This is a genomic window from Streptomyces sp. NPDC032745, assembly GCF_055579465.1.
Map to the genome: position 1 here is coordinate 261803 of NZ_JBVING010000003.1, position 24787 is coordinate 286589.

Here is a 24787-nt window from a genome sequence, read left to right on the forward strand (position 1 = left end):
GCGGGTGCGCTGATCCGGTCACCCCTTCCCGGCCTCTCCGCCGAGAAGGGCGTGCCACAACGTGCCGGCGGCACCCCGTTGCGGCACGACACCGGGTCGGCCGTCGCCTACGCCGACCACCCGTGCCACCCGTGCCACCCGTGCCGTCCGCGCCGTCACGTCCGCCAGAAAATAGTAGCCATGGACATAGTAGCCATGTACTCTATTTGGCATGAGCAAGGTTCCACCGGGCCCCACGCCCGGTTTCCTGGTGTGGCGGCTCGCCAACAAGTGGCGCGTCGCGGTCGATCGCGCGGTGGCTCCACTGGGCCTCACCCACGCGCAGTACTCACTGGTCGCGTCGCTGCACGGCATGCAGCGCGCCGGTGAGCGGCCCAGTCAGCGCCGACTCGCCGACCACACCGGCCTGGAGGCGCTGTACGTCTCGAAGCTGGCGCGCGCGCTGGAGTCGGCCGGCCTGATCGAGCGCACCCGCGATCCCCGCGACCCGCGCGCCGTACAGCTCGCCCTCACCGAGCAGGGCCAGGCCGTCACACGGCAGGCCATCGCGGTGGTCCAGGAACTGCACCGACAGTTGCTGGAGCCGCTCGGAGGCCTCGACGCCCCGCGGACGCGCGCGTTCGCGGACGAGCTGACGACCTTGCTCGACGCGCCTCTCTCTCCATCCGTACCGGACGACAAGAGCACTCAGGGGACAACACCATGACCACCACCGCATCCGTCGCCGACGCCCGCGCCCTCGGCCTGGCGCACTACGCCGCCCGCGGCGTCCTGGAGCACGTCCTGGCCCGCCACGGCGTCACGTTCCAGCAGCAGATCGCCCTGCGCGCCGCCATCACCGCCGACGCCCCGCAGACGCCGGACGATCTCGTCACCCAGGTCCGGGGCTCCCTCAAGGCCGATCCGGCCGACATCCACGCGACTCTCGACGAGCTGTTGGCCGATCAGCTGCTCGTCGCCGACGGCGCGCACCTTCGCCCCACGGATGCAGGGCGCGAGCTGATGGCCGCCCTCGGCGCGGAGACCGCCCCCGTCAGCGCCCGCATCTGGGGCGGGATACCCGCCGAGGACCTGGCTGCCGCCGGCCGCGTCCTCGCCCTGGTCGCCGAGCGCGCCAACGCGGAGCTTGCGGCCCTGACCGCCTGAGGCGGTTCCGGGAACACGCGCAGGAGCTGCCGCGGACCGGGCAGAACGAGTTCGAGCCCACGAATCGAGCGGTCGGTTTCCCGGGGTCCGGCGGCGCCGGGCGCCGGACGGACGGAGCATCCCTCTCGGCCTGAGAACTGCTCACCGCTCGGCGCGGAAACCGAACAGCCGGACATCCGGTCGGCCCGAGTCACGCCCCGTGGTTCCGGTGCCGGCCGCATTCACCTGAACGGCGCGTGCCACAAGCGCCGTAGCGGCGCATCGGATCGGGCCCTATCCGGTCGCCGGCGTCTCAGCGGTCGCGAAGATCCGGTCCAGGTGGTGGTGGAGTACTGCGATGGCCGACTCCGGACTCCGCTGGCCCACGAGAATGCTGGTGCCCATGGTCGCCGCCATGGCGAGCAGGCTGATCGCCTCCGTGCGCGCGTCGATGCCGTCGTCGGCCAGGCCTGCCGCCTTGGCCTGTTCGAGCAAGCCGGTGACGGCATTCTCCGCGGCGTCGGGGTTGTCGATGAAGGGCTGCGCGGCCAGCGCCTCGTCGGTCACGGACAGGATCGAGTAGGAGCTGTAGAGGAGGTGGAAGGTGCGGCCCTCCTCGTCGGTCGGCAGGGAGGCCAGCAGCAGCGCCTCGATGGTCGCTCGCGGGCCGGGAGCCGGACCGGCGGCGGCGAGGCGGGCGCCCACCCGTGCGGTGAAGCGGTCGGTCAGGTGCTGGAGTCCGTAGAAGAGCAGCTTCTCCTTGGTCTCGAAGTAGTACTGCACGAGCCGTAGAGACACGCCGGCCTCCGCAGCCACGTCGCGCATGCCGACGGCGTGAAGCCCTCGCCGCCCGGCGACCCGGATGAGCGCATCGGCGATCTGGGCGCGCCGCTCCTCGTGATCCACGCGCTTTGGCATGTGCTGGTGTCTCCGCCCGTCGGTGGTGGGGTCCCCTTTATGGTACTGCCGTACCACCATCATGGTACGCTCGTATCACGAAGAACGGATCTTCCGGAGGTGCCCCGTGCCCGAGACCACGACCCCTGTGCGCCGCGACGTCGGCCGCTACGTCAACGACGCCCTGCGCGACCGCTACTTCGCCGCCGGCGACGTCCTCTACGCGATGGGCGCACCCGTTCGTTCCGAGACGGACGTCGAGACGAGCTTCGGCACCACGCACGTCTACCGGTACGGGCCCACGGACCCCGCCGCCGAATCCCGCACGCCGGTCGTCCTGATCCACGGCGCGGGCTACTGCTCGGCGATGTGGTACCCCAACACCCCCGCACTCAGCGGCGATCGGCCCGTCTACGCGCTCGACACCCCCGGCGACGCCGGGCGCAGCGTCCACCGCGAGCCCATGTGGCAGCCCGAGCGGGCCGCTCAGTGGATGGACGAGGCCCTCGACGCGCTCGGCCTGGACCGGGTCCACCTCGTCGGCTCCTCCTACGGCGGCTGGCTGGTGCTCAACCAGGCACACCGCCGGCCCGGACGGCTCGCCTCGGTCACCGCCCTCGACCCCGGCGGCCTGGAGAAGGTGGGCCTGCGCTTCTTCGCCTGGGTCTTCGTCAGCCTCTTCGCCAGCTTCGCCCCCAAAGCGCTGCGTCCGCGCCTCGCCTCCTGGCTGGAACAGCCGGTCATCGTCGTTCCCGAGTTGCGCAAGTGGGTCCAGGCGGGCGCCCGGGCCTTCCGGATCCGCCGCCCCGCACCGCTACCGCTCGCCGAGGACGCGCTGCGCTCCATCCGGACCCCGCTCTACCTGATCATGGGCAAGCGCAGCCTTCTGCTACACCCGCAGCGGCAGCTGGAGCGGGTACCGCGCCTCGTACCCGGGGCCCGGGCCGAGATCATCGCCGCGACCGGCCACGGCCCGCAGATCGACCACCCCGACGTGGTCAACGCCCGGATGCTGAGCTTCATGGAGGACGTCGACTCCCTCGACCCTGCCGCGGTCGAGACGTAGGACCTGCGGCCGGGGACACCGGCGCCCGGCGTGGCGGCTGCACACCACTGACCCCCTGAAAGGGGCCCCACCGCGTCAACAGCCTGCCTCAGCAGCAGTGAACGACGCCGGGAGCCACCCGCTCCGGGCCGCGCCCCGTCCGCTCGCCCCGGGGGAAACAGCCCGGCACCGGCGCCGACGCCCCTCGAGGGCCGTGCCACAACGTGCCAGCGGGAACGGGTAAGCAGCGGCCGGCAAACGGGGAGGACGTCATCCGTGTGCCTCGCTTCGCAGTCGCCATGATGCAGACCGTCGCTGTGCGTGTCAGCGTGATCCGAGAGGAATCCGTACCCCACGCATCAAGAGGAGTCGCCGTCATGGACGGTTCGCAGGACAAGCGTCAGGACTCGGGCAAGGGCCGCGAGGCGCAGGAACACCATCGCCGCCCCGGAGACCCCGCGCAGCCCCAGCCGGGCAGGCAGTCCCGGGAGAAGGGACAGAAGCCCGGCCAGAAGGAGGCCTCGCGCCGCCGCGAGGACGACCTGCTGCGCGAAGAGGACCTGCACGACGAAGGGCTCTGACCAGCGCACCACGCGCCCCGGGCCCGGCCGGGTGATCGGCCCGAGATGCCCGTCAACACGCTGATCAGCGCCGGGAGCTCGGTTCCGGTGTCGCGGGTGCGCGGTCACCACGCACCGTCCAGGAGCCCCGGAGGGCCGCCACGGCTCCCGTCATCCGCTCTTGAAAGAAGGCCCAGGTCACAGACCTGGGCCTGCTTTATTGCCCAGACCTCCGCCGGCTACTCGGACGGGCCTACCACCCTCCCGTAGGTGCAGCGAGGGCACCGCACCGCCCCCGGGCAGCGCGCCGCCATGAGGTCGGGCCCACCAACGCATGCCGTCTGCACGGGACTTCGGACTCGGCCCCGCGGGCCGTGGCCGAAGTGCACGGCCTTCTGATCGCAGCGCGGCCGGCGCCTCGCGTTCACCACCGGCCACCCCGTCGCGTCCGCCGGGCCGACGGCCTCGGGACCCGAGCCGCTGATCCCGCAGGTCAAGCGGATCGGATCCAGCCTGTCCGCGCGTGCTCCCCACTGTGACCATGCAACCGATTCGCACGGGCATGCGATACATCCGCCTTCCTGACGCTGCGTCACTCATGAAGTGACGCTGCGTCACTCATGCAGCCCCTTTTTTCCGATTTGTGGTCTATTGCTGTGAAATATGCGTGCATACTGCCGGGTGACGGCGCATCACCACCCCTGACAGGGAGTCGTTCTGCGGGTCCCCCTGCTCAGGGTGAGCCTGCGCGCCGACGCAGGTAGGGAGCTTGCGGCCCTGAGCAGTCATCGTCGCGGGCGCTCGGAATCCTCCTCCGGGAGGACTGAGGATCGAAGCAACAAGAAAGGCCCTGTTATGGCATCGGATGTCATCCGGTCGGCTCCACCCGACACAAGCCCTCAACGCAATCTGCTCAAACGGGGAGCCTTCGCCCTGCTCCCCGCAGCGCTCCTGGCGTCGGCCGCCCTGGTCCCGACCCTCGCCCACGCCGCAGAAGCCCCCGTGTTGCTGGGGACCACCGCCAGTTACGGGGTCCTGGCCGGTTCGACGGTCACCAACACGAACCCCACCGTCATCAACGGCGACCTGGGCCTCTATCCGGGCTCATCGGTGACCGGCTTCCCGCCCGGCATCGTCAACGGAGTGACGCGCGTAGCCCCCAACGCCGCCGCCGCTCAGGCGAAGTCCGACCTCGTCGTCGCCTACGACGACGCGGCAGGCCGGGGGCCCGGGACCATTCTCGCTTCGGACGAGATCGGCGGACTGACGCTGACGCCCGGCGTCTACACGGCCCCGGCGTCCCCGCCGTCCCTGCAACTCACCGGGACGGTCACCCTCGACGGCCTGGGCGACCCCAACTCCGTCTTCATCTTCCGGATCCCCACGACCCTGATGACGGCTTCGTCGAGTTCCGTGGCCTTCATCAACGGAGCAAACGCCTGCAACGTGTTCTGGCAGGTCGGCAGCTCCGCCACCCTCGGCACGACCACCCAGTTCAAGGGCACCATCCTGGCCATGCAGTCCATCACGCTGAACAACAGCGCCGTGATCGAAGGCCGCGCCCTGGCGCGTGTGGCCGCGGTCACGATGGACAACAACACCATTACGAGGCCGACCTGCGCTGTTGGTCCTCCCGGTCCGAGCGGTCCTCCCGGCCCGACCGGTTCCCCCGGCCCGACCGGCAGCCCCGGCCCGACGGGTGCTCCGGGCCCGACCGGTGCCCCCGGCCCGACGGGTGCCCCGGGTGAGCCCGGCGCTCCCGGTGCCCCAGGCCCGACGGGCAGCCCCGGCCCGACGGGTGCCCCCGGCGCCCCCGGTGCTCCCGGTGCCCCCGGTGCCCCCGGCCCGACGGGCAGCCCCGGCGCTCCCGGTGCCCCCGGTGAGCCCGGCGCCCCCGGCGCTCCTGGTGCCCCCGGCGCTCCCGGTGCCCCCGGCCCGACCGGCAGCCCCGGCGCCCCTGGTGCCCCCGGTGAGCCCGGCGCCCCCGGCGCTCCTGGTGCCCCCGGCGCTCCCGGTGCCCCCGGCCCGACCGGCAGCCCCGGCGCCCCCGGCGCCCCCGGCGCCCCCGGATCCCCCGGCGCCCCCGGATCCCCCGGCGCTCCCGGCGCTCCCGGCGCCCCCGGCCCGACGGGCAGCCCCGGCGCCCCCGGCGCTCCCGGTGCTCCCGGCGCTCCCGGCGCTCCCGGCGCCCCCGGATCCCCCGGCGCTCCCGGCGCCCCCGGCCCGACGGGCAGCGCCGGCGCCCCCGGTGCCCCCGGATCCCCCGGCCCGACCGGACCCGCAGGACCCGCAGGACCTGTCGGACCCACCGGGCCCGCCGGACCTGTAGGCCCCAAGGGGCCTCGCGGTGACAAGGGCGAGAAGGGGCACCACGGCCACGACAAGGACAAGGACAAGGACAACGGCGGGAAGGGCCACCACGAAAAGGACAAGGACAAGGGCGGGAACGGCCACCACGACAAGGACAAGGACAAGGGCGAAAACGGCCGCGACGATCACGGCAAGGACGAGGACGGCGACCACGACAAGGGCGAGAACGGGAACGGTCAGGACGACCACGACGAGGGCAAGCCGCCGTGGGCCGACTTCCTGCCGAACAGCCAGGACGATGATCCCGGCCCCGAGGGTCCCGGCCCCGAGGCTCCCCGCCACGCGGCCAAGACCGTCAACTTCGCCCACGTGAGCGCCGCCACCGGCCAGCAGCCGGCGGGGGCCGGCTCAAGCAGCGGGACCGGCATCATGGCTGCCTCTGCAGCAGCGCTGGCATTCGTCGGAGGCTCGGTCCTCTTCACCATGAAGAGAATCCGGCGAGGTACGACAACCCGACAGGACTAGCCCATCGCAGACTTGACCGCGTCACGCCCCTGACCCTTCGGGTCTCGAGCACTCGGCCGGATCGGCCAACGCTCCGCACTCCCGTCACCGACTGCTGCGTACGGGTCGGCGGCAGGGGCTGAAGCCCGGTCAAGCACGCAGGACGTCCCGTCCGCCGTTCGGCGGCTGAGCCCCTGGACACATCGTCCAGGGGCTCAGTAGCGCTCGCGAGTGATCAGCTCCGAGATCGGCCCTCACGTCATCCCGGGCCGGTGTACGCCTTCATGACTTCGTCGATGAAATGCCGGGTACGGTCCGGGCTCAGCGCCTGAGCCTGCAAGTGCGCATACAGATCGCCGTAGAGCCGCACGTCGGAACGTTTCTCCAGATAGAGGTCGCTGGTGAACCTTTCCAGATACACCACGCTCGCATCGGTGGCGTCGGCGAACTCGAGCAGCGAGAACTGTCCCGAGACACCCGGGTGCGCACCCACACCGTGAGGGAGAACCTGCATGGTGATGTGCGGCTGGGCACCGAGGTGGATCAGATGGTCCAGCTGCTTGCGCATGACCTCGCGGCTGCCCACGACGCGCCGCAGCGCCGATTCGTCCAGTACGGCCCATAAGCGCAGCGGGTTCCGCGGGGCTCCCAGCCGGTCCTGGCGCCGCAGCCGCACCTGGAGGCGTGCGGCGGCCTGTTCGGGGGTGACATGAGGGATCGTTCCTGCAATGACCGCCCGGGCATAGGCGGGGGTCTGCAGCAGGCCGGGGATCACCAGCGGCTCGTAGAGCCGGATCGCGGCCGCCTCGGCCTCCAGACCGATGTAGGCGCCGTGCGGAATGTCGCCGTAGGAGTTCCACCAGCCCTGCTGACCCGATTCCCTGGCCAGCTGCATCAGATGGTCAACCCGCTGCTGATCCTGAACTCCGTACAGCGCGCAGAGATCGCGCACGTCGCGCGGCTTGATGAGACGGCGGCCGTTCTCCAGCAGGCTGATCTTGGGCTGGGAGATCAACAGGCGCTCCGTCACCTGCTGTGTCGTCATACCGCTGATCTCCCGGAGCCGGCGTAGCTCCGACCCCAGTCGGCGCCTGCTGACGGTGGGATTTACAGTGGCGCTCACAGGACGCACACCTCCGCTCGAAAACCTTGCACAGGCGAGCAGATTGCCACGACCGGACCCACTGGCTCCGCTTTGGCGGCGTGTCGCGGACGACAATTGGCGCCGGGCGAATGGCGGTCTCGATTTGCATTTATTCTCACCCGACCGGCCATATTTTAATGCCCGAATAACTAGAATCCAAATATCCTTATGCTGCTTTTCATCGACGCGAATGACAAATCGCGCTTTGCGTAATATGCCAGCCGCGAGGGATCGACTCCAGACCCGCCTCCGGGTAGTCGGCCCCTCGCACGAAAAGCCCCCTAATGCCGGAGATGCGCCACGGGCATACCATGGCAAGTGGGTCATTGCACTCTCACGTGTGGCGACCCGGAAGGGCGGCCCCGGCGTGTGAATGTGCCGGGGTCGTTGTGGCACCGTCGCTCGTAGATCCGGACAGACAGCGAATACCCGCGGCGCGGGGTTTCGCACCGCCCTCGCCCCACAGAGATCGCGAGACTTGACCGCCGGCGACGCCGGCCGTACGCGACCACCTGATGAGCAGGGGATGTCGTGACAGGACAGGTCATTCCGCACGACGTACTGGGCACCGGCTCCGAACGATCCCTCCTACTGCACAACTGGTTCGGCGACCGGTCGAGCTTCGACCCGATGCGCGAGTACCTGAACGGGGACGCGTTCAGCTACGCATTTCTGGACTGCCGCGGGTACGGCGAGGCGATCGACTCCGACGGCGCGTTCACGATGGACGAGGTCGCCGAGGACGCCTTGGCCGTAGCCGACCATCTGGGCTGGGAGTCCTTCTCGGTGATCGGCCACTCCATGGGCGGCAAGGCGGCCCAGCTGATGCTGCTGGACGCCCCGTCGCGGATCCGCTCGATCATCGGCATCTCAGCGGTGCCCGCATCCGGCTTCCCGCTCGAAGGGGAGACCCGGGAGCTGTTCGCCGGTGCCGCGGAGAATCCGGGCAACCGCAGGGCGATCATCGACCACACCACCGGCGGGCTGCACGACGACGCCTGGCTGGATGCCATGGCCGGGCGCTCGGTGGCGCATTCGTCGGCGGCAGCCTTCCGCGCCTATCTGGACTCCTGGGCGGGCGTCGACTTCCACGAGCGGGTGAAGGACAACCCGGCCCGGGTCTTCCTCCTCGCCGGTGCGAACGACCCCGCGCTGGGGCCCGAGGCCATGCGGGCCACCTGGATGCAGTGGTACCCGAATGCCGAGCTCGAGGTGCTCCCGGACACCGGGCACTACGCGCCGGAGGAGTCCCCCGAGGCCGTCGCCGCGGCCGTCGAGCGGTACCTCGGCCGCTGAGGCTCCGGGATCAGGCCGCCGGGTCGGCGGAGCCGCCGTCCGTGGGTTCGGGTGTGGTGGCGATGAGGATCTGAGCGGCCTGGGTGACGTTGTCGGCGCGGACGGCACGGGCCATCGCTTCGCGGGCGGCGTCGGCGGTGGTGTCCGGGGGAACCACCAGCAGCGCGAAGTGGTCGTTGTGGCCGCGGGTGACGAGGACGGTGTCGTCGCCGACCGGGTCGGAGTCGAGGTGCACGACCTGACCGTCGATGACCAGGCGGGCCGGGAGGCCGTTCCAGGCGGACGCGTCCACGCCCACCCGGGTGATCGGCCCGAGATGCCCCGACAACACGCTGATCAGCGCCGGCAGCTCGGTCTCGATGTCCCGGGTGCGCGGCCACCACGCACCGTCCAGAAGTCCCTCCCGGGACCGGGTGGTCTCCAGCCGCAGCAAGGCCGTACCCGGTTTGACCGCCTGGTGGATCTCATCCGGCAGGAGCAGCGGGGAAGGGTGCGGGATGTCGGAGTCAGCCATGTGGGTTCGCCCGTCTACGGGTGCGGCCGTACTGCGCCGCAGGTCGGCACCGGTGCCGGTGCCGCAGGCGACGTGCGCGGGCCTGTCGTCCTTTCACGGTACTCCCGCCGCCCGCTCCACCGCCCGCTCCACCGCCCGCCGGAAAATACCTGGTCAGATAGGCCATGGCCTGCCGAACAGGCGTACAGTGAAAGCACCGGGAGTACTTCGCGCACCGGCTTTCATGCGGGTGTCATTTCCGGCGATCGCCTAAAAACCGGGCTGCCGACGGGCAGTCCGGGGGCAGGTCCGCATCATGACCACCACCCTCGACCGGACCGCGCCCCGCGACCTCGCCGCAGAGCTCCCGGCTCGCTTGTCCCTCACCCCGAAGACCACCCTCGCCGGCCAGCTGGACGGGGCCTGGTGGCCCTACTCCCGCGACCTCGAAGCCGAGCTCCCACCGCTCGCCGCCGCCCTGGAGGAAACCTGGGGCCGCGTCACCCGCGTCACCGTGAATCCCGGCCGCTGGCCCGTCGTACCGCACACGGTTGCCGTGGCCGGGCGCAAGCTGCACGTGGGCTGGTTCACCGAACAGCACCCCGACAAGCTGATCCTGCTCTCCTACACCGTCGGCCGCTGGGACCTCCTCGTCATCCCGCCGGAGACCGCACCCGCCGCCGCTGCCCGCCTGATGGCCGCCGCGGCGATCCCCGGCAGCGGCCTGACCGCTGAAGTCCTGATGGCCAACGAGACCGTCATCGGGCGCGGCATCCGCGACGCCCGCCGCCGGGAAGCCACCTGGGAGGGTGAAGGCGGGGCCTGCATGTCGCCCTTCGGGGAGCCGATGGGACGAAGCGCCCTGCCGCTGCCCGCGAACGGCTGGAGGTGAGCTCGGTGGAGACCATCGTCCTCATCGCGGTGCTCATCCTCGCGATCGCCGTCGGAATGCGCTGGATCCACCTGCTCAACGCTCAGCACGACGCGCGGATCACGGCCTACCGCTTCAGCGACCCCCTGCCGAGGCCTCCCGGCCTGCCGGACGACACCGGTCGTCGAGCCCACCACACGGATGCCGACCGGTGAGGAACACACCTTCCTCCGACCGGGGGCAGCGGTCGGGGCGCCACGGCGCCCCGGCCTGCCGGCCTCGCGCCCACTCCCCGAAGGGAACCCACGCCCACGTGAAGTACATCGAGACCCAGACACTGCCCTCGCTCGGGCACGCCGAGGTACGGATCATCGCGCACACGCCCGAAGCCGCCCGCGCAGTCGCGGAGGCGCTTCGCCACTGCTTCGCGGGCATGGAACAGCGCAGCTATCCCGGTCTCGACGGCGACACCCGCCTCCACCTCACCGTGGACACTGCAACACCCGCCGGCCCCGCCCGCTCCTGGCTGGCCACCAGCAGGACCCCCGCCGGCACCGGCGCCCACTCCGACGAGACCTGAGAGCCCCAACCGGGCCCCGGAGCCCACTCCCGCACACGAAAGGACGCGGTCATGGCCACACTGCGGGAACGCAAGACCTACCGCGAACAGGTGCTCCGGGTCCTGTACGAAGCCGTCGAGGGCAACCGGCTCCTCGGCATCACCGGAGCACAGCTGCGGCGCGACCTCCACGTACCTGAACAGGACCTGGCCGCCGCCTGCACCTACCTGGCGGGCGAAGGACTGATCACCGTCGACTGGGACCCGGGCAACACCCCCTCGATGGTCACCCTCACCCACGAGGGGATCCGGCGCATGGAGGCCGAGGAGGAAGAGACGGCCTAGATGCGGGCGAACGTCTCGGTCTGCTGGGCGAACTCCTGGGCCATGGCGGCGCTGACCGTGGGCCTGGTCTCGCCGATGGTGCCCAGGTAGTCGTCGGTGGTGGGGCGGGTCCGGGTTCCGGTGTCGAAGGTGCGCTCGAACTGGACCTGGGAGACGGTGCGCGCCACATGGGCGATGTCGGCGGGGGTGAACCCCTCGGTGGCGGTCGCCAGCACCGCGCCGTCGGCCTCCGCGCCCGCTCGGGCCAGGTAGCTCTCCCACAGCGCGGTCCTGGCGCGGTGGTCGGGCGGGCCGATCGGCAGTACGTAGTCGAAACGGCCGTGCCGCAGGAACGCGGAGTCGAGCGTGGTGACGTTGTTCGTGGCGCAGACGAGCAGCCGGCCGTCCTGGCCCCGGAAGCGGACGATCGCCTTGAGCAGTTCGTTGACGACGCCGACCGCGGTCGCGTCGGCGCCGCTGCGGGTCCCGGCGATCTCCTCGACCTCGTCGATGAAGACCAGGACGTGGTCGAGCCGGGCGATCTCGTCGAAGCGCCGGTTCAGCCCGCTGGCCAGCCCGTACTCGGCGGCCAGCCGGGCGGGGAACAGTTCGAGGAAGGGCCATCCCAGGCGGCTGGCTATCGCGTGCGCGAACGTGCTCTTGCCGGTCCCCGGCGGACCGAACAGCATCACCGCCCGCGGCAGCTCCACCCCGTGCTGGGCGGCCAGTTCGGGATGGGCCAGCGGCAGGACCAGGCGCCGCTCGATGAGCTCCTTCTCCCGCTGCATCCCCGCGACCTTCTGCCACAGTCCCCCGGGGGGCAGCTCCGCTCCGAGCGACGCGAGCATGCTGACCGCCTGAGGGGTCACCCGCCCGCGCTTCTCGAAGAGGACCAGGCCCGGACGGGCCCCGAACCCACAGTTGTGCAGGGCGGTGGCACCGGTCTCGCCGTCGGGCAGGACCGCGTGCACCGTCCGGACACCACCGGCGAAGAGCCGGTGCTCCAGAGACGTGATCAGGTCGCTGCCCAGCCCCTGCTGCCGCCAGGCGGGCGCCATGCAGATGCGCAGGATCCACGCCCGGTCACCCTCCACCCGGCTCACCGCGGCACCGACCACCACCTCGTCCGCCGTGGCCACCACCGCCGGGTGGAGAGCCTGGAGGGCCGCCACGGCATCCGACAGCGGGAAGAGGGGTGGCTCTTCGGCCGTACTGCTCTCCGCATCGACGCGGATCACCGCTTCGAGATCGTCCTGGGCGTAGTCCCTGACACGCCAACCCGTCATGATCAGCTCCGCGTGTTCGGCCGTACTCCCCATCATCAGCCGATGTGCGCGGTACGCGCGCGGCCGGCTGCACACCCGGACCGTCATGGGGAGCCGAGCTCGCTCGAAGAGCTCCGGGTCAGTGGCCCGCGGCTGTGGTGTTGCCCGGACCTCGCGGGGCTCGTTCGCCCGCTGGGGTGCCGGGGGGGGACACGTGCGTCCGGGCGCGAGACGATGGACGCAGGAGCATGCGACGCGGACGGCTCCGCTCAGCGCGGAGGCCGGGCGCAGCTGCTGGAGGTGCTGGATGCTGACCACCCCTGTATGCCGACTTCTCGGAATCGACGCCCCGGTCGTCTGCGCGGCCTTCGGCCCCTGGGAGGAGGTCGATCTCGCCGCGGCGGTGTGCCGGGCGGGCGGCCTGGGCAGTCTGGGCACCGCCGTCCGGCCCCTTCCTGACCTGAAGGAGCAGTGGGCCCGGCTGCGGCAGCTGACGGACCGGCCGTTCGCGATCAACCACACGACCCGCCCCCTCAACGAGGAGGCGTTCCAGGCCACGATCGAGGAGCGGCCGGCAGCCATCTCCTTCCACCTTGCGGTGCCGCCCGACCTGATCGTCCGGGCCCACGATGCCGGCATCCTCTGGATCCAGCTGGTCACCGACCTCCGCCAGGCCGACGAGGCACTGCGGGCCGGAGCGGACGTACTGGTCGCGCAGGGCAGCGAGGCCGGCGGGCACGGCGGGGACGTCGGCACGATGGTGATGGTCCCGGACGTCGTGGACCTGGCGGACGACGTACCCGTACTCGCGGCCGGCGGGATCGCCGACGGGCGTGGCCTGGCCGCGGCTCTGGCGCTCGGCGCGCAGGGCGTGCTGATGGGGACGCGCTTCCTCGCGTCGACGGAGATGAACGTGTCGCAGGCGTGGAAGGACCGGATCGTCGAGTCCGCTGCCGGGGATGCGGTGAAGGTCGTCAACAGCGAGCGGATCCTGCCGCCGTTCAACCGCCCCGGCAGTGTCGGGGTACCGCGCTGCCTGCGCACTCCGCTGCTGGACGCCCTGCGCGAGCACCCCGACCAGGTCGACCCCGAGGAGATCGTGCCCCGCGTGATGGCCGCGATCCGCGCCGGCGGCGGCGAGGAGTACCTCCCGTTCACCGGCCAGTCGGCCGCCCTCGTGCACGAGGTCCTGCCCGCCGGCGAGATCGTCCGCCGGACGGTACGGGAGGCCGAGGCGGCACTGGCGGCAGCGGCCCACGCCATCGGCCGGTGACCGCGGCGACGGCGCGGGCCGGGGGCCCCGTGCAGATCCGGATCGAAGCCGTCGACCTGCCCGGCCGCACCTGCGGCGCCGGCCCGGACTTCCCTGGCTACGGCAACGTCCACGTCGCGGTCCAGCGGCGCGACCGCAGGGAGGAGCTGCTGGATCCGTACCCCGGGGACGCCGACTCGGCGACGTGGACGCTGGAGTGCACGGCGACGCCGACCGACACGGGCTTCGACCTCAAGGGGCCGTACGTCCAGGGCCGCCCCGCGGCCCGCTTCATCTACCTGAGCTGGGGCAGCGTCGACGAAGCGGGTGCCTTCGCCATGTTCCGCCGCGCCAAGCTGATGCTCGATGCCGTCGACCCGGACACCACCGCCGCCGCGCTGCGCTCCGGACGTCTGCTCGCGCGCCTGCGCCTCACCGATGCGTGCGGCCGGCCCCTGTGCGCCCAGGTGCGGCCCCCGCTCGTCGAATGGTCCGCCGGTCCCGCGGCCTGACCCGGTGGCCTGACCCGGTGGCCTGACCCTCGACCCGGTGGCTCGACCCGTGGCCTGGACAGGTCAGGAATCGAGAAGCCCGGTCGCTGCGCCGCGGCTAGCGTGATGGTCATGGACATCACCATTCACACGACCGCCCTCCCGCACGACGACCCGGACGCCGCCGTCGCCTTCTACCACGACGCCCTCGGCTTCGAGGTCCGCAGCGACGTCGGCCAGGGCAAGATGCGCTGGATCACGGTCGGCCCCGTCGACCAGCCCGGCACGTCCATCCTCCTGGCGCCGCCGGCCGCCGACCCCGGGATCACCGAGGACGAGCGCCGCACCATCGTCGAGATGATGGCCAAGGGAACCTACGGCTGGATCCTGCTGGCCACCCGGGACCTCGACGGCACCTTCGAGAAGGTGCAGGCCACCGACGCCGAGGTCGTCCAGGAGCCGACCGAGCAGCCGTACGGCGTACGCGACTGCGCCTTCCGCGACCCCGCGGGCAACCTGGTCCGCATCCAAGAGCTCCGCTGACCCCGGCGGCCGGACCGCCCCTCGGCCCCGGCGGCCGTCGTCGCTCATGGACGCCGGCCACCACCGCCCGCTCCCCCATCACCGGCGAACACCCCACCACCGCCTGCCGGTTGCAGGCCGTCTCGGTGATCGCGAACATCGATGAACGGAGTTCCCCCATGTGCCATCCTGCCTGGATGAGCGCACTCACCGCCGCGCAGCGCCTGAGCGACCTCGCACGGCTGCGCCGCGTTCGCGACCGGATCGACCGGGAGTACGAGCAGCCTCTCGACGTCGAGGCGCTCGCCCGCGGCGTGAACATGTCGGCCGGGCACCTCAGCCGCCAGTTCCGGCTGGCCTACGGCGAGTCGCCGTACTCGTACCTCATGACGCGGCGCATCGAGCGCGCGATGGCGCTGCTGCGGCGCGGCGACCTCAGCGTCACGGAGGTCTGTTTCGCGGTCGGCTGCTCGTCGCTGGGCACCTTCAGCACCCGCTTCGCCGAGCTGGTCGGCATGCCGCCCAGCGTCTACCGGCGCCGCGCGGCGGACGGGGCGGCGGGCATACCGTCGTGCGTGGCGAAGCAGGTCACCAGACCGGTCAGGAATCGAGAAGCACCCGCGACCGGGCCGGAACTAGCGTGATCGGCATGAACTCCCTCGCATCCGTCACCCTCGAGGTGGCCGACCACACGGCCGCCGACCGCTTCTACACCGCCTTCGGCCTGCGCGCCCAGGTACGCCTGCAGGCCTCGGAGGCACCGGCATCCGGCTTCCGCGGCTTCGCCCTGGCCCTCACGGTGTCCCAGCCCGCCACCGTCAACGCGTTCATCGGTGCCGCCCTCGACGCCGGCGCCACGACGCTGAAGCCCGCCTCGAAGTCCTTCTGGGGCTACGGCGGCGTCGTACGGGCCCCCGACGGGACGATCTGGAAGGTCGCCACGTCGGCGAAGAAGGACACCGGCCCGGACACCCGGCAGATCGACGAGATCGTGCTCCTGCTGGGAACGGCGGACGTGTCCGCGAGCAAGCGGTTCTACGTCGGCCACGGCCTCGCCGTCGCGAAGAGCTTCGGCAGCAAGTACGTCCAGTTCGACGCCCCTTCGGGCGGCGTCAAGCTGGCGCTGTACGGGCGCCACGCCCTCGCCAAGGACCTCGGCGTCCCCGCCGACGGCGCCGGATCCCACCGGCTCGTACTGGGCAGCGGCGCCGGCTCCTTCACCGACCCGGACGGGTTCGCCTGGGAAGCCGCATCGATGGCGACCACGCCCTGATCCGGCACCGCAGATCCGGCACCGCCGGCCGATGAACACCGTACGACTGGAGGAAGCATGACAAGCGCGCCGCCGCGTGGGCTCGAGGAGAGGCTGCGGGACACCCGCGCGCGACTGGAGACCGACGTCGATCTCTGGGTCGCGACGCCCGGCTCCCCGGGCGTCCACCTGATCCCCCTCTCGTACCTCTGGGACGGGACCGCGTTCCTGATCTCGACGCCGCGTTCCTCGGTCACCGGCCGCAACCTGCTGGCGGACGGCCGGGTGCGGCTCGGCCTCGGGCCGACGCGCGACGTCGTCCTCGTCGACGGCACCGCCGAGCCGGTGGACCCCGCCGGCCTCGCCCCGAAGACGGGCGACGCGTTCGCGGCCAGGACCGGCTTCGACCCGCGCGAGCTCGACGAGCCCTACCAGTACTTCCTGATCCGGCCGCACCGCATCCAGGCCTGGCGCGAGGCCAACGAGCTGCAGGGACGCACCCTCATGCGCGACGGCCGCTGGCTCGGCTGACCACCGCGCCGCCCCCGCTGCACCCGCTGCACCCGCCCGGACCACAGCCGATCAGCTTCCAAGAACCCGCGAGAGGAAACCTGCAATGAAGAACACGCAGACGTCCACCCAGAGCACCGGCGCGGCCGACGAGAAGTACGACGGATTCACGGACGAAGAACGCGACGCGATGAAGGAGCGCGCCCGGGAGCTGAAGGCGACCGCGCGCCGCGGTTCGCGCGCGGCCAAGGCGGACGCGGAGGGCGACGTCCTCGCGAAGATAGCCGAGATGCCGGACGCGGACCGCGTCCTCGCCGAGCGGCTCCACGCCATCGTCAAGTCCAGTGCGCCGGGTCTCTCGCCGAAGCTCTGGTACGGCATGCCCGCGTACGCCAGGGACGGCAAGGTCGTCTGCTTCTTCCAGAGCGCGCAGAAGTTCAAGTCGAGGTACGCGACGCTCGGCTTCAGCGACCAGGCGGGTCTCGACGACGGCACCATGTGGCCCACCAGCTACGCCCTGACGGAGCTCACCGCCGCCGACGAGGCACGTATCGGCGCGCTCATCGAGAAGGCTGCGGGCTGAAGCGGCTCCTGCCGGGCCGGGTACCGGCCCGGTGGCCGGGCGCGCGGGCAGCTGCGACGATGCCCGCCCCCCGCCGGCATGGATCACCGGCAGCCAGGCCCCTCCGCCTACCTGGCGCAGCTGGCGAAGACCGCCGAGATCGGCCCGGAGGAGCTGGACGCGCACGTCCACACCCACGTCGCCGGCCCCGCCCTCATGCGGGCCGACGACTTCGACGGGTTCTTCGCCGCCCGCAAGGCGGCCCTGCTCGCCGCGATCTCGGGCGAGAGGGGCAAGGCGATCCTGACGGACGCCGAGTCCGAGTCCGGCTCCGGCTCCGGCGAGGCCGGGGCGGCCGCCCGGGTGTCCTGAGTCCGCAGCCGGCTCACCGGCTGGGGCCGAGCAGGAGCGGGGCTCCTTCCTCCCGCCGCCGTCCGGTCAGCGGGCGGCGGCGCGGGCGCGGGCCCGCCAGCGGACGTACTGCTCCTCCGCGTCGCCGGTGTACGCCCACGGGACCCGGGTGGCCCGGCCGTCCAGGAGGTCGAAGACCGTGGCCGCGTCCGCGAGCATGTCGGCGTGGACCAGGCCGTGGGCCAGGTGGTTGAGGTCGGCCACGTCCTGGGCCTGCGGGGCAGTACCGGCCCTGATCCAGCGATCCATCGTCGTCCGCAGGTCCCAGCGTCCCGCGTCGCCGCTCCAGTGGTGCAGCAGGTCCAGACTGTTCCTGCCCTCGCTCTCGGCCCGGTGCCGGTACTGCTCCGCCCGGGCCACCTGCGGCAGGACCGCGAGGGACGAGCCCAGCGGGGCGGCGGCCGCGCGGTCACGCGCGAAGTTGTACGCCTGGCCGTGCGAGCCGTGCCAGCGGGCGGACATGTAGCGCAGCCCCTGGTGGTGCGCCTCCCGGTGGTACGGGTCGCGGGCGCAGAGCTCCTGCCACCACCGCCCCATGGCGGCGTGCCCGCCCTCGTACAGCCGCGCCAGGGTCACCAGCGAGACCCACGGATGGGGGTCCTCCGGGGCCGCCTCGGAGGCTTGCAGGCAGATCCGGGCGGTCCAGTCGAGGCGGTTCACGGCCGGCATCGTCCCGCGGCGGGCGACCGCGAACATCCGCATCACCTCGATGTCCGCGCGGAGCACGACCGCGTCGGGGCTGTCCGGCTCGGAGGCCTGCCAGGCCTCGGCGACCCGCCGGTCCGCGGCGGCGTCGGCCAGCAGCCGGATCCGGTGGCTGCGCCGGTCCCAGTCGCCGGGCGCACCGGCCGCGAGCAGGTCGCGCAGGCCCTGCCAGCGGCCGGCGGCGACGTCCTGGCAGGCCTCCGACAGGTCCTTGTCGCCGAATGCGGGATCGTACTGCGGTGCCGCCGGGGGGCGGCGGCGTTTCCAGGCCATGGCCATGCGGGCAGGACCCTCCTCGGATCAACGGACCAACGGACCGACGGATCTGCCGACCTGCGGACCTGCGGACGTACGGACCAACGGCTCAGAAGTCGGTGAGGAGTTCGTCGGGCCGGTCCGTGCCGGCCCGGGAGGAGGGGTCGAGGTCGGTGACTCCGTACGAGGCGTCCACCGCCCGGGCCCGTTCGGGGTCCAGCGGGACCGCCTCGTAGTACGAGCGGCCGTACTGCCGGTACCTCAGCATCGGCACGACGCCCAGCACGAGCGTGCCGAGCCCGATGCCGAGGGCGAGGGCGTTCAGCTCGGTCAGCGACCGCACGAAGATCCACACCATGAACAGCCCGCCGCCCAGCGGCCACAGGCCGATGAGGAGCAGGTTCCCCACGGACGCGAACAGCTGCTTGCGGTGGACCACGACGGCGGAGAACGCGGCGAGGCCGTAGTAGAAGCAGATCAGCAGGCCCACGCCGCTGACCGCGTCGGCGAGCAGCCGCGCTCCGGAGCCGGCGCCGGAGCCCAGGTTGGCCGCGACGGTGAAGGCGAGCGCGACGCCCGCGACGACCGCGGTGGCGGTCCACGGCGTCTGCCGACCGGAGTGGATGCGGCTGAACGCCGGGGGGAGGGTGCGGTCGCGGCCCATGGCGAACAGGGTGCGGGTGGCCTGGATGAGCGAGGTCTCCAGCGTGGCGACGGTGGAGAGGAGCACCGCGAGAACGAGCAGCCGGCCGCCCCAGCCGGGCCAGACCGCGTCCCCGAAGACGGTCAGGAAGGACTCGGGGTTCTGCCGTACGACGTCGGCGCCGACGAGGATGTTGACGGAGATCGTGAAGACGACGAACAGGGCGAAGCACGTCACGACGCCGATCACCCCGCCGAACCCCGAGCTGCGGCGGCCGCCGCGGGTCTCCTCGCCGAGGTTGCTGGTCACGTCCCAGCCCCAGTAGGCGAAGACGGCGATCAACGCGCCGGTCACGAAGTGGTGTTGGCCGTCGAAGTGGCCGAAGCCGAACCAGGAGAGGGAGAAGTCCGCCACGTTGCCGTCCGTGGACAGGGCGGCGACGGCGAAGGCCAGGAGCAGTACGAGCTGCGTCCCGGTGACGGCGGTCTGGGCGTGGGCGCTGATCCGGGCGCCGTACATCACGACGCCGGCCACGAGCAGGAACCAGCCCGCGCCGACGGCCGTGGCCAGGGCGGTGTGGCCGACCGCCGGGGCCCCGAACAGGGACAGCGTCGCGGCGCCGGCCGGCAGGGCGGTGGAGGCCATGAACACGGTGGCGGAGACGACGAGCGCCCAGCCGCTGAGGAACCCGAGGAAGGGATGCAGCGACCGGCCCGTCCAGGAGTACGAGGCCCCGGCATTCGGGTCGAGGCGGCCCAGGTGGCGGAAGGCGAGGGCGATGCCGAGGACGGGGAGGGCGCAGTACAGGAGGACGGCCGGGCCGGCGACACCGACGGCGGCTATCAGTGCGGGGAAGGTGCCCGCGATGGTGTAGGCCGGGCCGCAGCCCGCCACGGCCATCACGACGGAGTCGAACGTGCCCAGCGCGTCGGCCCGCAGACTCCCTCCGGCACCAGAGTGCTTGCTCACGATCACGTCTTTCCTGGAGGCGTACCAAGGGAAAGGGGGAGGGAAAGAGGAAAGAAAGGGGGAGGGAGAGGGGAGGCGGGAAAAGGGCCGGGGCGAATTCGTGGGGAGGCCCGGCGCGTCGGAATTTCGGGCGGCTTCGCGGTGGCGTTCCCGGCCCTCGGAGAGCCGACCTGGTTGCGGATCGCACGACCGGGCGGCTGAACAGGAACCAGATCCTGCCCAAACCGCCCAGGAAGCGCAAGGGTTCGAGCGAAGATTCCGACGACTGGGCCGGTTATTGATATTCGAATCAATGCAAGCTTTCCCGGTCCACCGAGGATTCGCTGGTGATCCTCGACAAGACCGGAACCGGGCCGGGCGGTTCGGCGGGTACGGGTCAGTCGCCCAGGACGGCCCCCAGATCGATCCGGGCGAGGCGCTCGGGGTCCGCGAGGATGTCGAGCGCGACGATCTTTCCGTCCTTGACGGTGAAAGCCATGAGCGACAGCGGCTTGCCTTCCGCCATGGCGAGCACCCCGGGAAAGCCGTTGACGAAGACCGGGTGGGCGGCCGCGGCGAAGCGGGCGAACATGACGGCGCTCGAGGCGACGTCGGTCGCACCGCGCCGGACCGCGCTGGGGCGCAGCGTGCCGCCGTCGGCGCGGGCCACGACATCGGGGTCGAGGACGTCGAGGAGCGCGTCGAGGTCCCCGCCGCGCGAGGCGGTGAGGAAGGCCTCCACGACCTCCCGGGTGCGCACCAGGTCGGTGTCGGGGGCGGGCGCTGCCCCCTGGACCCGGCGGCGGGCGCGGCTGGCGAGCTGCCGGGTCGAGGCGGCGGTACGGCCGAGGACCGGGGCGATCTCGTCGAAGGGGACCGCGAACAGGTCGTGCAGGACGAAGGCGAGCCGCTCGGCGGGAGCCAGGGTCTCCAGGACCACCAGCAGCGCGATGCCCACGGAATCGGCGACGAGGACCTCGTGCTCCGGATCGATGGCTGCGAGCCCCGTGACGACCGGGTCGGGCAGCCGGACGTACCCGTCCTGGTCCTGCAGCGGGTCTTCGCGCCGTGTGGTGCGCGAGCGCAGCATGTCCAGGCACACCCGGCCGACGACGGTGGTCAGCCAGCCGCCCAGGTTCTCCACGGCGGTGACGTCCGAGCGGCTCAGCCTCAGCCAGGCCTCCTGCACGGCGTCCTCGGACTCGCTGATCGAGCCCAGCATCCGGTAGGCCACGGCCCGCAGATGGGGGCGGTACTCCTCGAAGCGCCGGGCCAGGGCTTCCTGCTCGCTCACCTGTCACATCCTCGTGTCGCGATCGTCAGTGCACGCATGGACGGTAACCGGACGGTGCGTCATGTGCGCGTGGATTCCGGCCGGATGATCTCCCGGTCCCGTTTCCGGTGACCGCGGCGGAGGGCCCGGACTGTGCCGCGTACGGGCCCCGGATCAGCCCCGGTTTCGCCGTATCGGCCACGCGCGGGACGGCGGACCGTACGGTGGGAGCCCCCGTACCCTCCGGGAAAGGCGCCGGCGAAATGACCGAGCCGAGAAGCGTGATACTCACCAAGGCCGCCCCTGCGGTGTCGTTGGACAAGCACGGGGTGACCTCGGGCCTGATCCGGGTGAACCTGAACTGGACGTCGCCGCGCGCGGCCGCCCAGCGGGAGGCGCAGACGGCCCGGGGCCTGTTCGGCCGGCTGCGAGGCGCCCTGCGGGCGGGCGCAGTGGCGGATGTCGACCTGGACCTCGGCTGCATGATCGTGTGCCGGGACGGCAGCAAGACCGTGGTGCAGGCGCTCGGGAACGCGTTCGGGGCGGTGGACGACTTCCCGTTCGTCGCACTGGACGCGGACGACCGGACCGGCGCGCGTGACGTCGGCGAGAACCTCGTGATCAACCTCGACCACCAGGCCGAGTTCTCGAAGCTGCTGCTCTTCGTCTACATCTACGAAGGCCCCGGGGACTTCCGCGGGCTCGACGCCGTCGTAACGCTGTCGTCCCCGCGCGGGGACCGGTTCGAGGTCCGGCTGGACGAGTGTCCGCCGCAGGCGCGGTCCTGTGCCATCGCCCTGATCAAGCGCCGGAAGAACGAGCTAGTGGTCAACCGCGAGGTGCGGTGGTTCACCCCCGAGGACGGTCCGGGCGTACAGGACGTCATCTCGCGCGCGTACCGGCTCGGAATGAAGTGGACGCCGGGCACGAAGTAGCGGCGGCCGGGGTTTCGCCCCTCCCCGGGGTCCGCATCGTGGACAACTACGCTCGGAACATGAACGCAGAAGCCGCCGCCGCGCTCGCCGCCGTGAAAGACGCCGACCGGAAGCATGTTTTCCATTCCTGGTCGGCGCAGGAGCTCATCGACCCGCTCGCCGTGGCCGGGGCCGAGGGCTCGTACTTCTGGGACTATCAGGGCAACCGCTACCTCGACTTCTCGAGCGCCCTCGTCTACACCAACATCGGCTACCAGCACCCCAAGGTGACGGCGGCCATCCAGGAGCAGGCGGCCAAGCTCTGCACCGTCGCGCCCGGCTTCGCCGTCGACGTCCGCTCGGAGGCGGCCCGTCTGATCGCCGAGCGCACCCCGGGCGACCTCGACAAGATCTTCTTCACCAACGCGGGCGCCGAGGCGGTCGAGAACGCCGTACGGATGGCCCGGCTGCACACCGGCCGGCCCAAGGTGCTGTCCGCGTACCGCTCGTACCACGGGGCCACCTCCACCGCGATCAACCTGACCGGTGACGCCCGCCGTTTCGGCAACGACAGCGCGACCGCCGGTGTCGTGCACTTCTGGGGGCCCTTCGCCTACCGCTCGCCCTTCTACGCGGCCACCGAGGCCGAGGAGTGCGAGCGCGCCCTGCGCCACCTCGAGGACACCATCGTCTTCGAAGGGCCGCAGTCCATCGCCGCGATCATCCTGGAGACCGTCGGCGGAGCCCCGGGCGTGCTCGTGCACCCGGACGGCTACCTCGCCGGGGTCCGCGAGCTCTGCGACCGCTTCGGCATCGTCTTCATCCTGGACGAGATCATGGTCGGCTTCGGCCGGACCGGGCGGTGGTTCGCCTCCGAGCACTGGGGGGTCACCCCCGATCTGATCTGCTTCGCCAAGGGCGTGACCAGCGGATACGTCCCGCTCGGCGGGGTCGCCATCTCGGCTGCCATCGCCGAGACCTTCGCCCGCCGGCCCTACCCGGGCGGGCTGACCTACTCCGGGCACGTGCTGGCCTGTGGGGCTGCCGTGGCGACGATCAACGTCATGGCGGAGGAGGGCATCGTCGAGCAGTCCGCCCGCACCGGCGCGGAGCTGCTGGGGCCGGGCCTGCGCGCCCTCGCCGAGAAGCACCCGTCGGTCGGGGAGGTCCGCGGTCTGGGCACGTTCTGGGCCCTGGAGCTCGTACGGGACCGGCAGACGCGCGAGCCGCTCGTCCCGTACAACGCCTCCGGAGCGGACAACGCGCCGATGGCGGAATTCGCCGCCGCCTGCAAGAAGGGCGGGCTGTGGCCGCTGACGGCCGGCAACCGCATCCACATCGCCCCGGCCTGCAACATCGGCCCGCAGGACGTGGCCAAGGGCCTCGCGATCCTCGACGAGGCGCTGTCGGTCGCGGATACGCACACCGTCTGACCTGCTGCGCTGTGCGGTCACCCAAGCCGCGGGTGCCGGTGTTCGGATGATCTGTACGGGTAACAACGCCCCTCGCACATGTTGCAATCCGAAGCAGCACCTACGGACCGGGATGCACGTCAGTCCCGGGGCGGCCCCTCGGGGCCGAACGGCGGGGAGCGGGACGTCCTGCGGTCGGGGGCGGGCGCTGGACGCCGGGCGTACGGGATCCAGACCACCGGACTCCGTGTTCCCGAGGCACCGAAGGAAGACACCATGAGCAAGCACGTCCTGGCGCAGAACCAGTACGGCAAGGCCGAGAACCGCATCGTCAAGGTCACGCGCAAGGGCGGCGACGGTTCGTGGCACGAGATCCGCGACCTCAACGTCTCGGTCGCGCTCCGCGGCGAGTTCCGCGACGTCCACCTGACCGGCGACAACGCCAACTGCCTGCCGACGGACACCACCAAGAACACGGTGTACGCCTTCGGCAAGGAGCACGGGATCGCCTCCCCCGAGGCCTTCGGCATCCTGCTCGCGAAGCACTTCGTCTCCTCCCAGTCGCCGATCCGCGAGGCGCAGATCCGGATCGAGGAGTACGCCTGGGAGCGGATCCCGGTCCCGACGCGCAAGGAGCAGCACTCCTTCGTCCGCAAGGGCCAGGAGGTGCGCACCGCGCAGATCACCTACAGCGAGACGACCGGCCTGCAGGTCATCTCGGGTCTGAAGGACCTGACGGTGATGAACTCGACGAACTCCGAGTTCCACGGCTACATCAAGGACGAGTACACGACGCTCAAGGAGGCGTACGACCGCATCCTGGCGACCAAGGTCACCGCGCGCTGGGCGCATTCGGCGCTGGCCGCCGACGACGCCTCGTACGACTGGGACCAGTCGTACAAGAAGGTCCGCAAGAACATGCTGGAAGCGTTCGCCGAGACCTACTCGTACTCGCTGCAGCAGACCCTCAACCAGATGGCCGAGCGGGTGCTCGACCACTGCCCGCGGGTCAACGAGGTACGCCTGAACCTCCCCAACAAGCACCACTTCCTCGTCGACCTGGAGCCCTTCGGCCTCAAGAACGACAACGAGGTCTACTTCGCGGCGGACCGGATGTACGGCCTGATCGAGGGCACCGTGCACCGCGACGGCGTGCAGCCGGTGATCGCGACGAGCGACTGGATCGCCGCCTGACGGCTCCTGCACACGTTCGGCCCGGACCGCGTCGCGGGGTCCGGGCCGTC

General features: G+C 71.4%; 28 protein-coding genes. 21 read left to right on the forward strand and 7 right to left on the reverse strand.

Translation table 11 applies throughout. The annotated features are described in order from the left end of the window. Nucleotides 1–211 precede the first annotated feature (211 nt). Together ACZ5WG_RS09035 and ACZ5WG_RS09040 are read left to right on the forward strand one after the other, a co-directional pair. Nucleotides 212–706 carry a MarR family winged helix-turn-helix transcriptional regulator gene (locus ACZ5WG_RS09035; protein WP_468721761.1) on the forward strand — a complete coding sequence of 165 codons (495 nt, stop codon included), beginning with the start codon at nucleotides 212–214 and terminating at the stop codon, nucleotides 704–706. Continuing rightward, entirely contained in the window at nucleotides 703–1146 is a 444-nt protein-coding gene (locus ACZ5WG_RS09040) for a MarR family transcriptional regulator (protein ID WP_468721762.1), read from the forward strand. Before ACZ5WG_RS09035 ends, ACZ5WG_RS09040 begins: the two co-directional genes overlap by 4 nt. Before the next feature lie 273 nt (nucleotides 1147–1419). Here ACZ5WG_RS09040 and ACZ5WG_RS09045 read toward each other — a convergent pair whose 3' ends face one another. After that, nucleotides 1420–2043, reverse strand: coding sequence for a TetR/AcrR family transcriptional regulator (locus tag ACZ5WG_RS09045; RefSeq protein WP_468721763.1), 624 nt, complete (start codon nucleotides 2041–2043; stop codon nucleotides 1420–1422). Between the two features lie 106 nt (nucleotides 2044–2149). Between ACZ5WG_RS09045 and ACZ5WG_RS09050 the strand changes: the two genes are divergently transcribed. The 3 genes from ACZ5WG_RS09050 to ACZ5WG_RS09060 all read left to right on the forward strand — a co-directional run bounded on the left by ACZ5WG_RS09050 (nucleotide 2150) and on the right by ACZ5WG_RS09060 (nucleotide 6462). After that, entirely contained in the window at nucleotides 2150–3088 is a 939-nt protein-coding gene (locus ACZ5WG_RS09050) for an alpha/beta fold hydrolase (RefSeq protein ID WP_468721764.1), read from the forward strand. Between the two features lie 356 nt (nucleotides 3089–3444). Continuing rightward, on the forward strand, nucleotides 3445–3648 hold the full coding sequence (locus ACZ5WG_RS09055; protein ID WP_468721765.1) for a hypothetical protein: 204 nt from the start codon (nucleotides 3445–3447) through the stop codon (nucleotides 3646–3648). An 834-nt stretch (nucleotides 3649–4482) separates the two neighbouring features. Continuing rightward, nucleotides 4483–6462: an ice-binding family protein gene (locus ACZ5WG_RS09060; RefSeq protein ID WP_468721766.1), complete on the forward strand. Its 1980-nt coding sequence runs from the start codon at nucleotides 4483–4485 to the stop codon at nucleotides 6460–6462. Nucleotides 6463–6700: 238 nt separating this feature from the next. Here ACZ5WG_RS09060 and ACZ5WG_RS09065 read toward each other — a convergent pair whose 3' ends face one another. Continuing rightward, nucleotides 6701–7564 carry a helix-turn-helix domain-containing protein gene (locus ACZ5WG_RS09065; RefSeq protein ID WP_468721768.1) on the reverse strand — a complete coding sequence of 288 codons (864 nt, stop codon included), beginning with the start codon at nucleotides 7562–7564 and terminating at the stop codon, nucleotides 6701–6703. A gap of 552 nt (nucleotides 7565–8116) precedes the next feature. Here ACZ5WG_RS09065 and ACZ5WG_RS09070 point away from each other — a divergent pair. After that, complete coding sequence (locus ACZ5WG_RS09070) at nucleotides 8117–8881, forward strand: alpha/beta fold hydrolase (RefSeq protein WP_468721770.1); 765 nt, start codon at nucleotides 8117–8119, stop codon at nucleotides 8879–8881. Nucleotides 8882–8891: 10 nt separating this feature from the next. Here the strand turns inward: ACZ5WG_RS09070 and ACZ5WG_RS09075 are convergent, their stop codons facing one another. After that, nucleotides 8892–9395, reverse strand: coding sequence for a DUF5994 family protein (locus ACZ5WG_RS09075; RefSeq protein ID WP_468721771.1), 504 nt, complete (start codon nucleotides 9393–9395; stop codon nucleotides 8892–8894). 295 nt (nucleotides 9396–9690) lie between these two features. On the opposite strand from ACZ5WG_RS09075, the gene ACZ5WG_RS09080 reads away from it, so the two are divergent. From ACZ5WG_RS09080 to ACZ5WG_RS09095, 4 genes are all read left to right on the forward strand, one after another. Continuing rightward, entirely contained in the window at nucleotides 9691–10266 is a 576-nt protein-coding gene (locus tag ACZ5WG_RS09080; protein WP_468721772.1) for a DUF5994 family protein, read from the forward strand. 5 nt (nucleotides 10267–10271) lie between these two features. After that, nucleotides 10272–10460 (forward strand): hypothetical protein, encoded by a 189-nt coding sequence (locus tag ACZ5WG_RS09085; protein ID WP_468721773.1) that lies wholly within the window; start codon nucleotides 10272–10274, stop codon nucleotides 10458–10460. A 98-nt stretch (nucleotides 10461–10558) separates the two neighbouring features. Continuing rightward, a complete protein-coding gene (locus ACZ5WG_RS09090) occupies nucleotides 10559–10825 on the forward strand; it encodes a hypothetical protein (RefSeq protein ID WP_468721777.1) in 267 nt (88 codons plus the stop codon). Between the two features lie 51 nt (nucleotides 10826–10876). Then, the gene (locus tag ACZ5WG_RS09095; RefSeq protein ID WP_468721778.1) at nucleotides 10877–11149 is read left to right on the forward strand and encodes a hypothetical protein; all 273 of its coding nucleotides are present in this window, start codon (nucleotides 10877–10879) and stop codon (nucleotides 11147–11149) included. Here ACZ5WG_RS09095 and ACZ5WG_RS09100 read toward each other — a convergent pair. Further along, nucleotides 11146–12414: an ATP-binding protein gene (locus tag ACZ5WG_RS09100; protein WP_468721779.1), complete on the reverse strand. Its 1269-nt coding sequence runs from the start codon at nucleotides 12412–12414 to the stop codon at nucleotides 11146–11148. The genes ACZ5WG_RS09095 and ACZ5WG_RS09100 overlap by 4 nt on opposite strands. A gap of 286 nt (nucleotides 12415–12700) precedes the next feature. Between ACZ5WG_RS09100 and ACZ5WG_RS09105 the strand changes: the two genes are divergently transcribed. The 8 genes from ACZ5WG_RS09105 (at nucleotide 12701) to ACZ5WG_RS09140 (ending at nucleotide 17354) form a co-directional block, all read left to right on the forward strand. Then, complete coding sequence (locus tag ACZ5WG_RS09105; RefSeq protein ID WP_468721780.1) at nucleotides 12701–13666, forward strand: NAD(P)H-dependent flavin oxidoreductase; 966 nt, start codon at nucleotides 12701–12703, stop codon at nucleotides 13664–13666. 29 nt (nucleotides 13667–13695) lie between these two features. Continuing rightward, nucleotides 13696–14157, forward strand: coding sequence for a DUF5990 family protein (locus ACZ5WG_RS09110; RefSeq protein ID WP_468722273.1), 462 nt, complete (start codon nucleotides 13696–13698; stop codon nucleotides 14155–14157). Between the two features lie 111 nt (nucleotides 14158–14268). Continuing rightward, on the forward strand, nucleotides 14269–14679 hold the full coding sequence (locus ACZ5WG_RS09115; RefSeq protein WP_468721781.1) for a VOC family protein: 411 nt from the start codon (nucleotides 14269–14271) through the stop codon (nucleotides 14677–14679). Between the two features lie 176 nt (nucleotides 14680–14855). Further along, nucleotides 14856–15302 (forward strand): helix-turn-helix transcriptional regulator, encoded by a 447-nt coding sequence (locus tag ACZ5WG_RS09120; RefSeq protein ID WP_266627284.1) that lies wholly within the window; start codon nucleotides 14856–14858, stop codon nucleotides 15300–15302. A 5-nt stretch (nucleotides 15303–15307) separates the two neighbouring features. Then, nucleotides 15308–15931, forward strand: a complete 624-nt coding sequence (locus tag ACZ5WG_RS09125; protein WP_468721783.1) for a glyoxalase — start codon at nucleotides 15308–15310, stop codon at nucleotides 15929–15931. Nucleotides 15932–15988: 57 nt separating this feature from the next. Then, nucleotides 15989–16441, forward strand: coding sequence for a pyridoxamine 5'-phosphate oxidase family protein (locus ACZ5WG_RS09130; RefSeq protein WP_468721785.1), 453 nt, complete (start codon nucleotides 15989–15991; stop codon nucleotides 16439–16441). A gap of 85 nt (nucleotides 16442–16526) precedes the next feature. After that, nucleotides 16527–17003: an iron chaperone gene (locus tag ACZ5WG_RS09135; protein WP_468721787.1), complete on the forward strand. Its 477-nt coding sequence runs from the start codon at nucleotides 16527–16529 to the stop codon at nucleotides 17001–17003. A 78-nt stretch (nucleotides 17004–17081) separates the two neighbouring features. Continuing rightward, nucleotides 17082–17354 (forward strand): hypothetical protein, encoded by a 273-nt coding sequence (locus ACZ5WG_RS09140; protein WP_468721788.1) that lies wholly within the window; start codon nucleotides 17082–17084, stop codon nucleotides 17352–17354. A gap of 66 nt (nucleotides 17355–17420) precedes the next feature. Here ACZ5WG_RS09140 and ACZ5WG_RS09145 read toward each other — a convergent pair whose 3' ends face one another. The 3 genes from ACZ5WG_RS09145 to ACZ5WG_RS09155 form a co-directional block, all read right to left on the reverse strand. After that, a complete protein-coding gene (locus ACZ5WG_RS09145; protein ID WP_468721790.1) occupies nucleotides 17421–18377 on the reverse strand; it encodes a hypothetical protein in 957 nt (318 codons plus the stop codon). A gap of 85 nt (nucleotides 18378–18462) precedes the next feature. Continuing rightward, on the reverse strand, nucleotides 18463–19965 hold the full coding sequence (locus ACZ5WG_RS09150) for an APC family permease (protein WP_468721792.1): 1503 nt from the start codon (nucleotides 19963–19965) through the stop codon (nucleotides 18463–18465). A gap of 376 nt (nucleotides 19966–20341) precedes the next feature. Then, complete coding sequence (locus ACZ5WG_RS09155; RefSeq protein WP_468721793.1) at nucleotides 20342–21238, reverse strand: sigma-70 family RNA polymerase sigma factor; 897 nt, start codon at nucleotides 21236–21238, stop codon at nucleotides 20342–20344. A gap of 242 nt (nucleotides 21239–21480) precedes the next feature. Here ACZ5WG_RS09155 and ACZ5WG_RS09160 point away from each other — a divergent pair, with 242 nt between their 5' ends. The 3 genes from ACZ5WG_RS09160 (at nucleotide 21481) to pucL (ending at nucleotide 24737) form a co-directional block, all read left to right on the forward strand. Next, entirely contained in the window at nucleotides 21481–22152 is a 672-nt protein-coding gene (locus tag ACZ5WG_RS09160) for a hypothetical protein (RefSeq protein WP_468721795.1), read from the forward strand. 59 nt (nucleotides 22153–22211) lie between these two features. Beyond that, the gene (locus ACZ5WG_RS09165) at nucleotides 22212–23564 is read left to right on the forward strand and encodes an aminotransferase class III-fold pyridoxal phosphate-dependent enzyme (protein WP_468721796.1); all 1353 of its coding nucleotides are present in this window, start codon (nucleotides 22212–22214) and stop codon (nucleotides 23562–23564) included. Nucleotides 23565–23819: 255 nt separating this feature from the next. Next, a complete protein-coding gene (gene pucL, locus ACZ5WG_RS09170; RefSeq protein WP_468721798.1) occupies nucleotides 23820–24737 on the forward strand; it encodes a factor-independent urate hydroxylase in 918 nt (305 codons plus the stop codon). The last annotated feature ends 50 nt before the right edge of the window (nucleotides 24738–24787 follow it).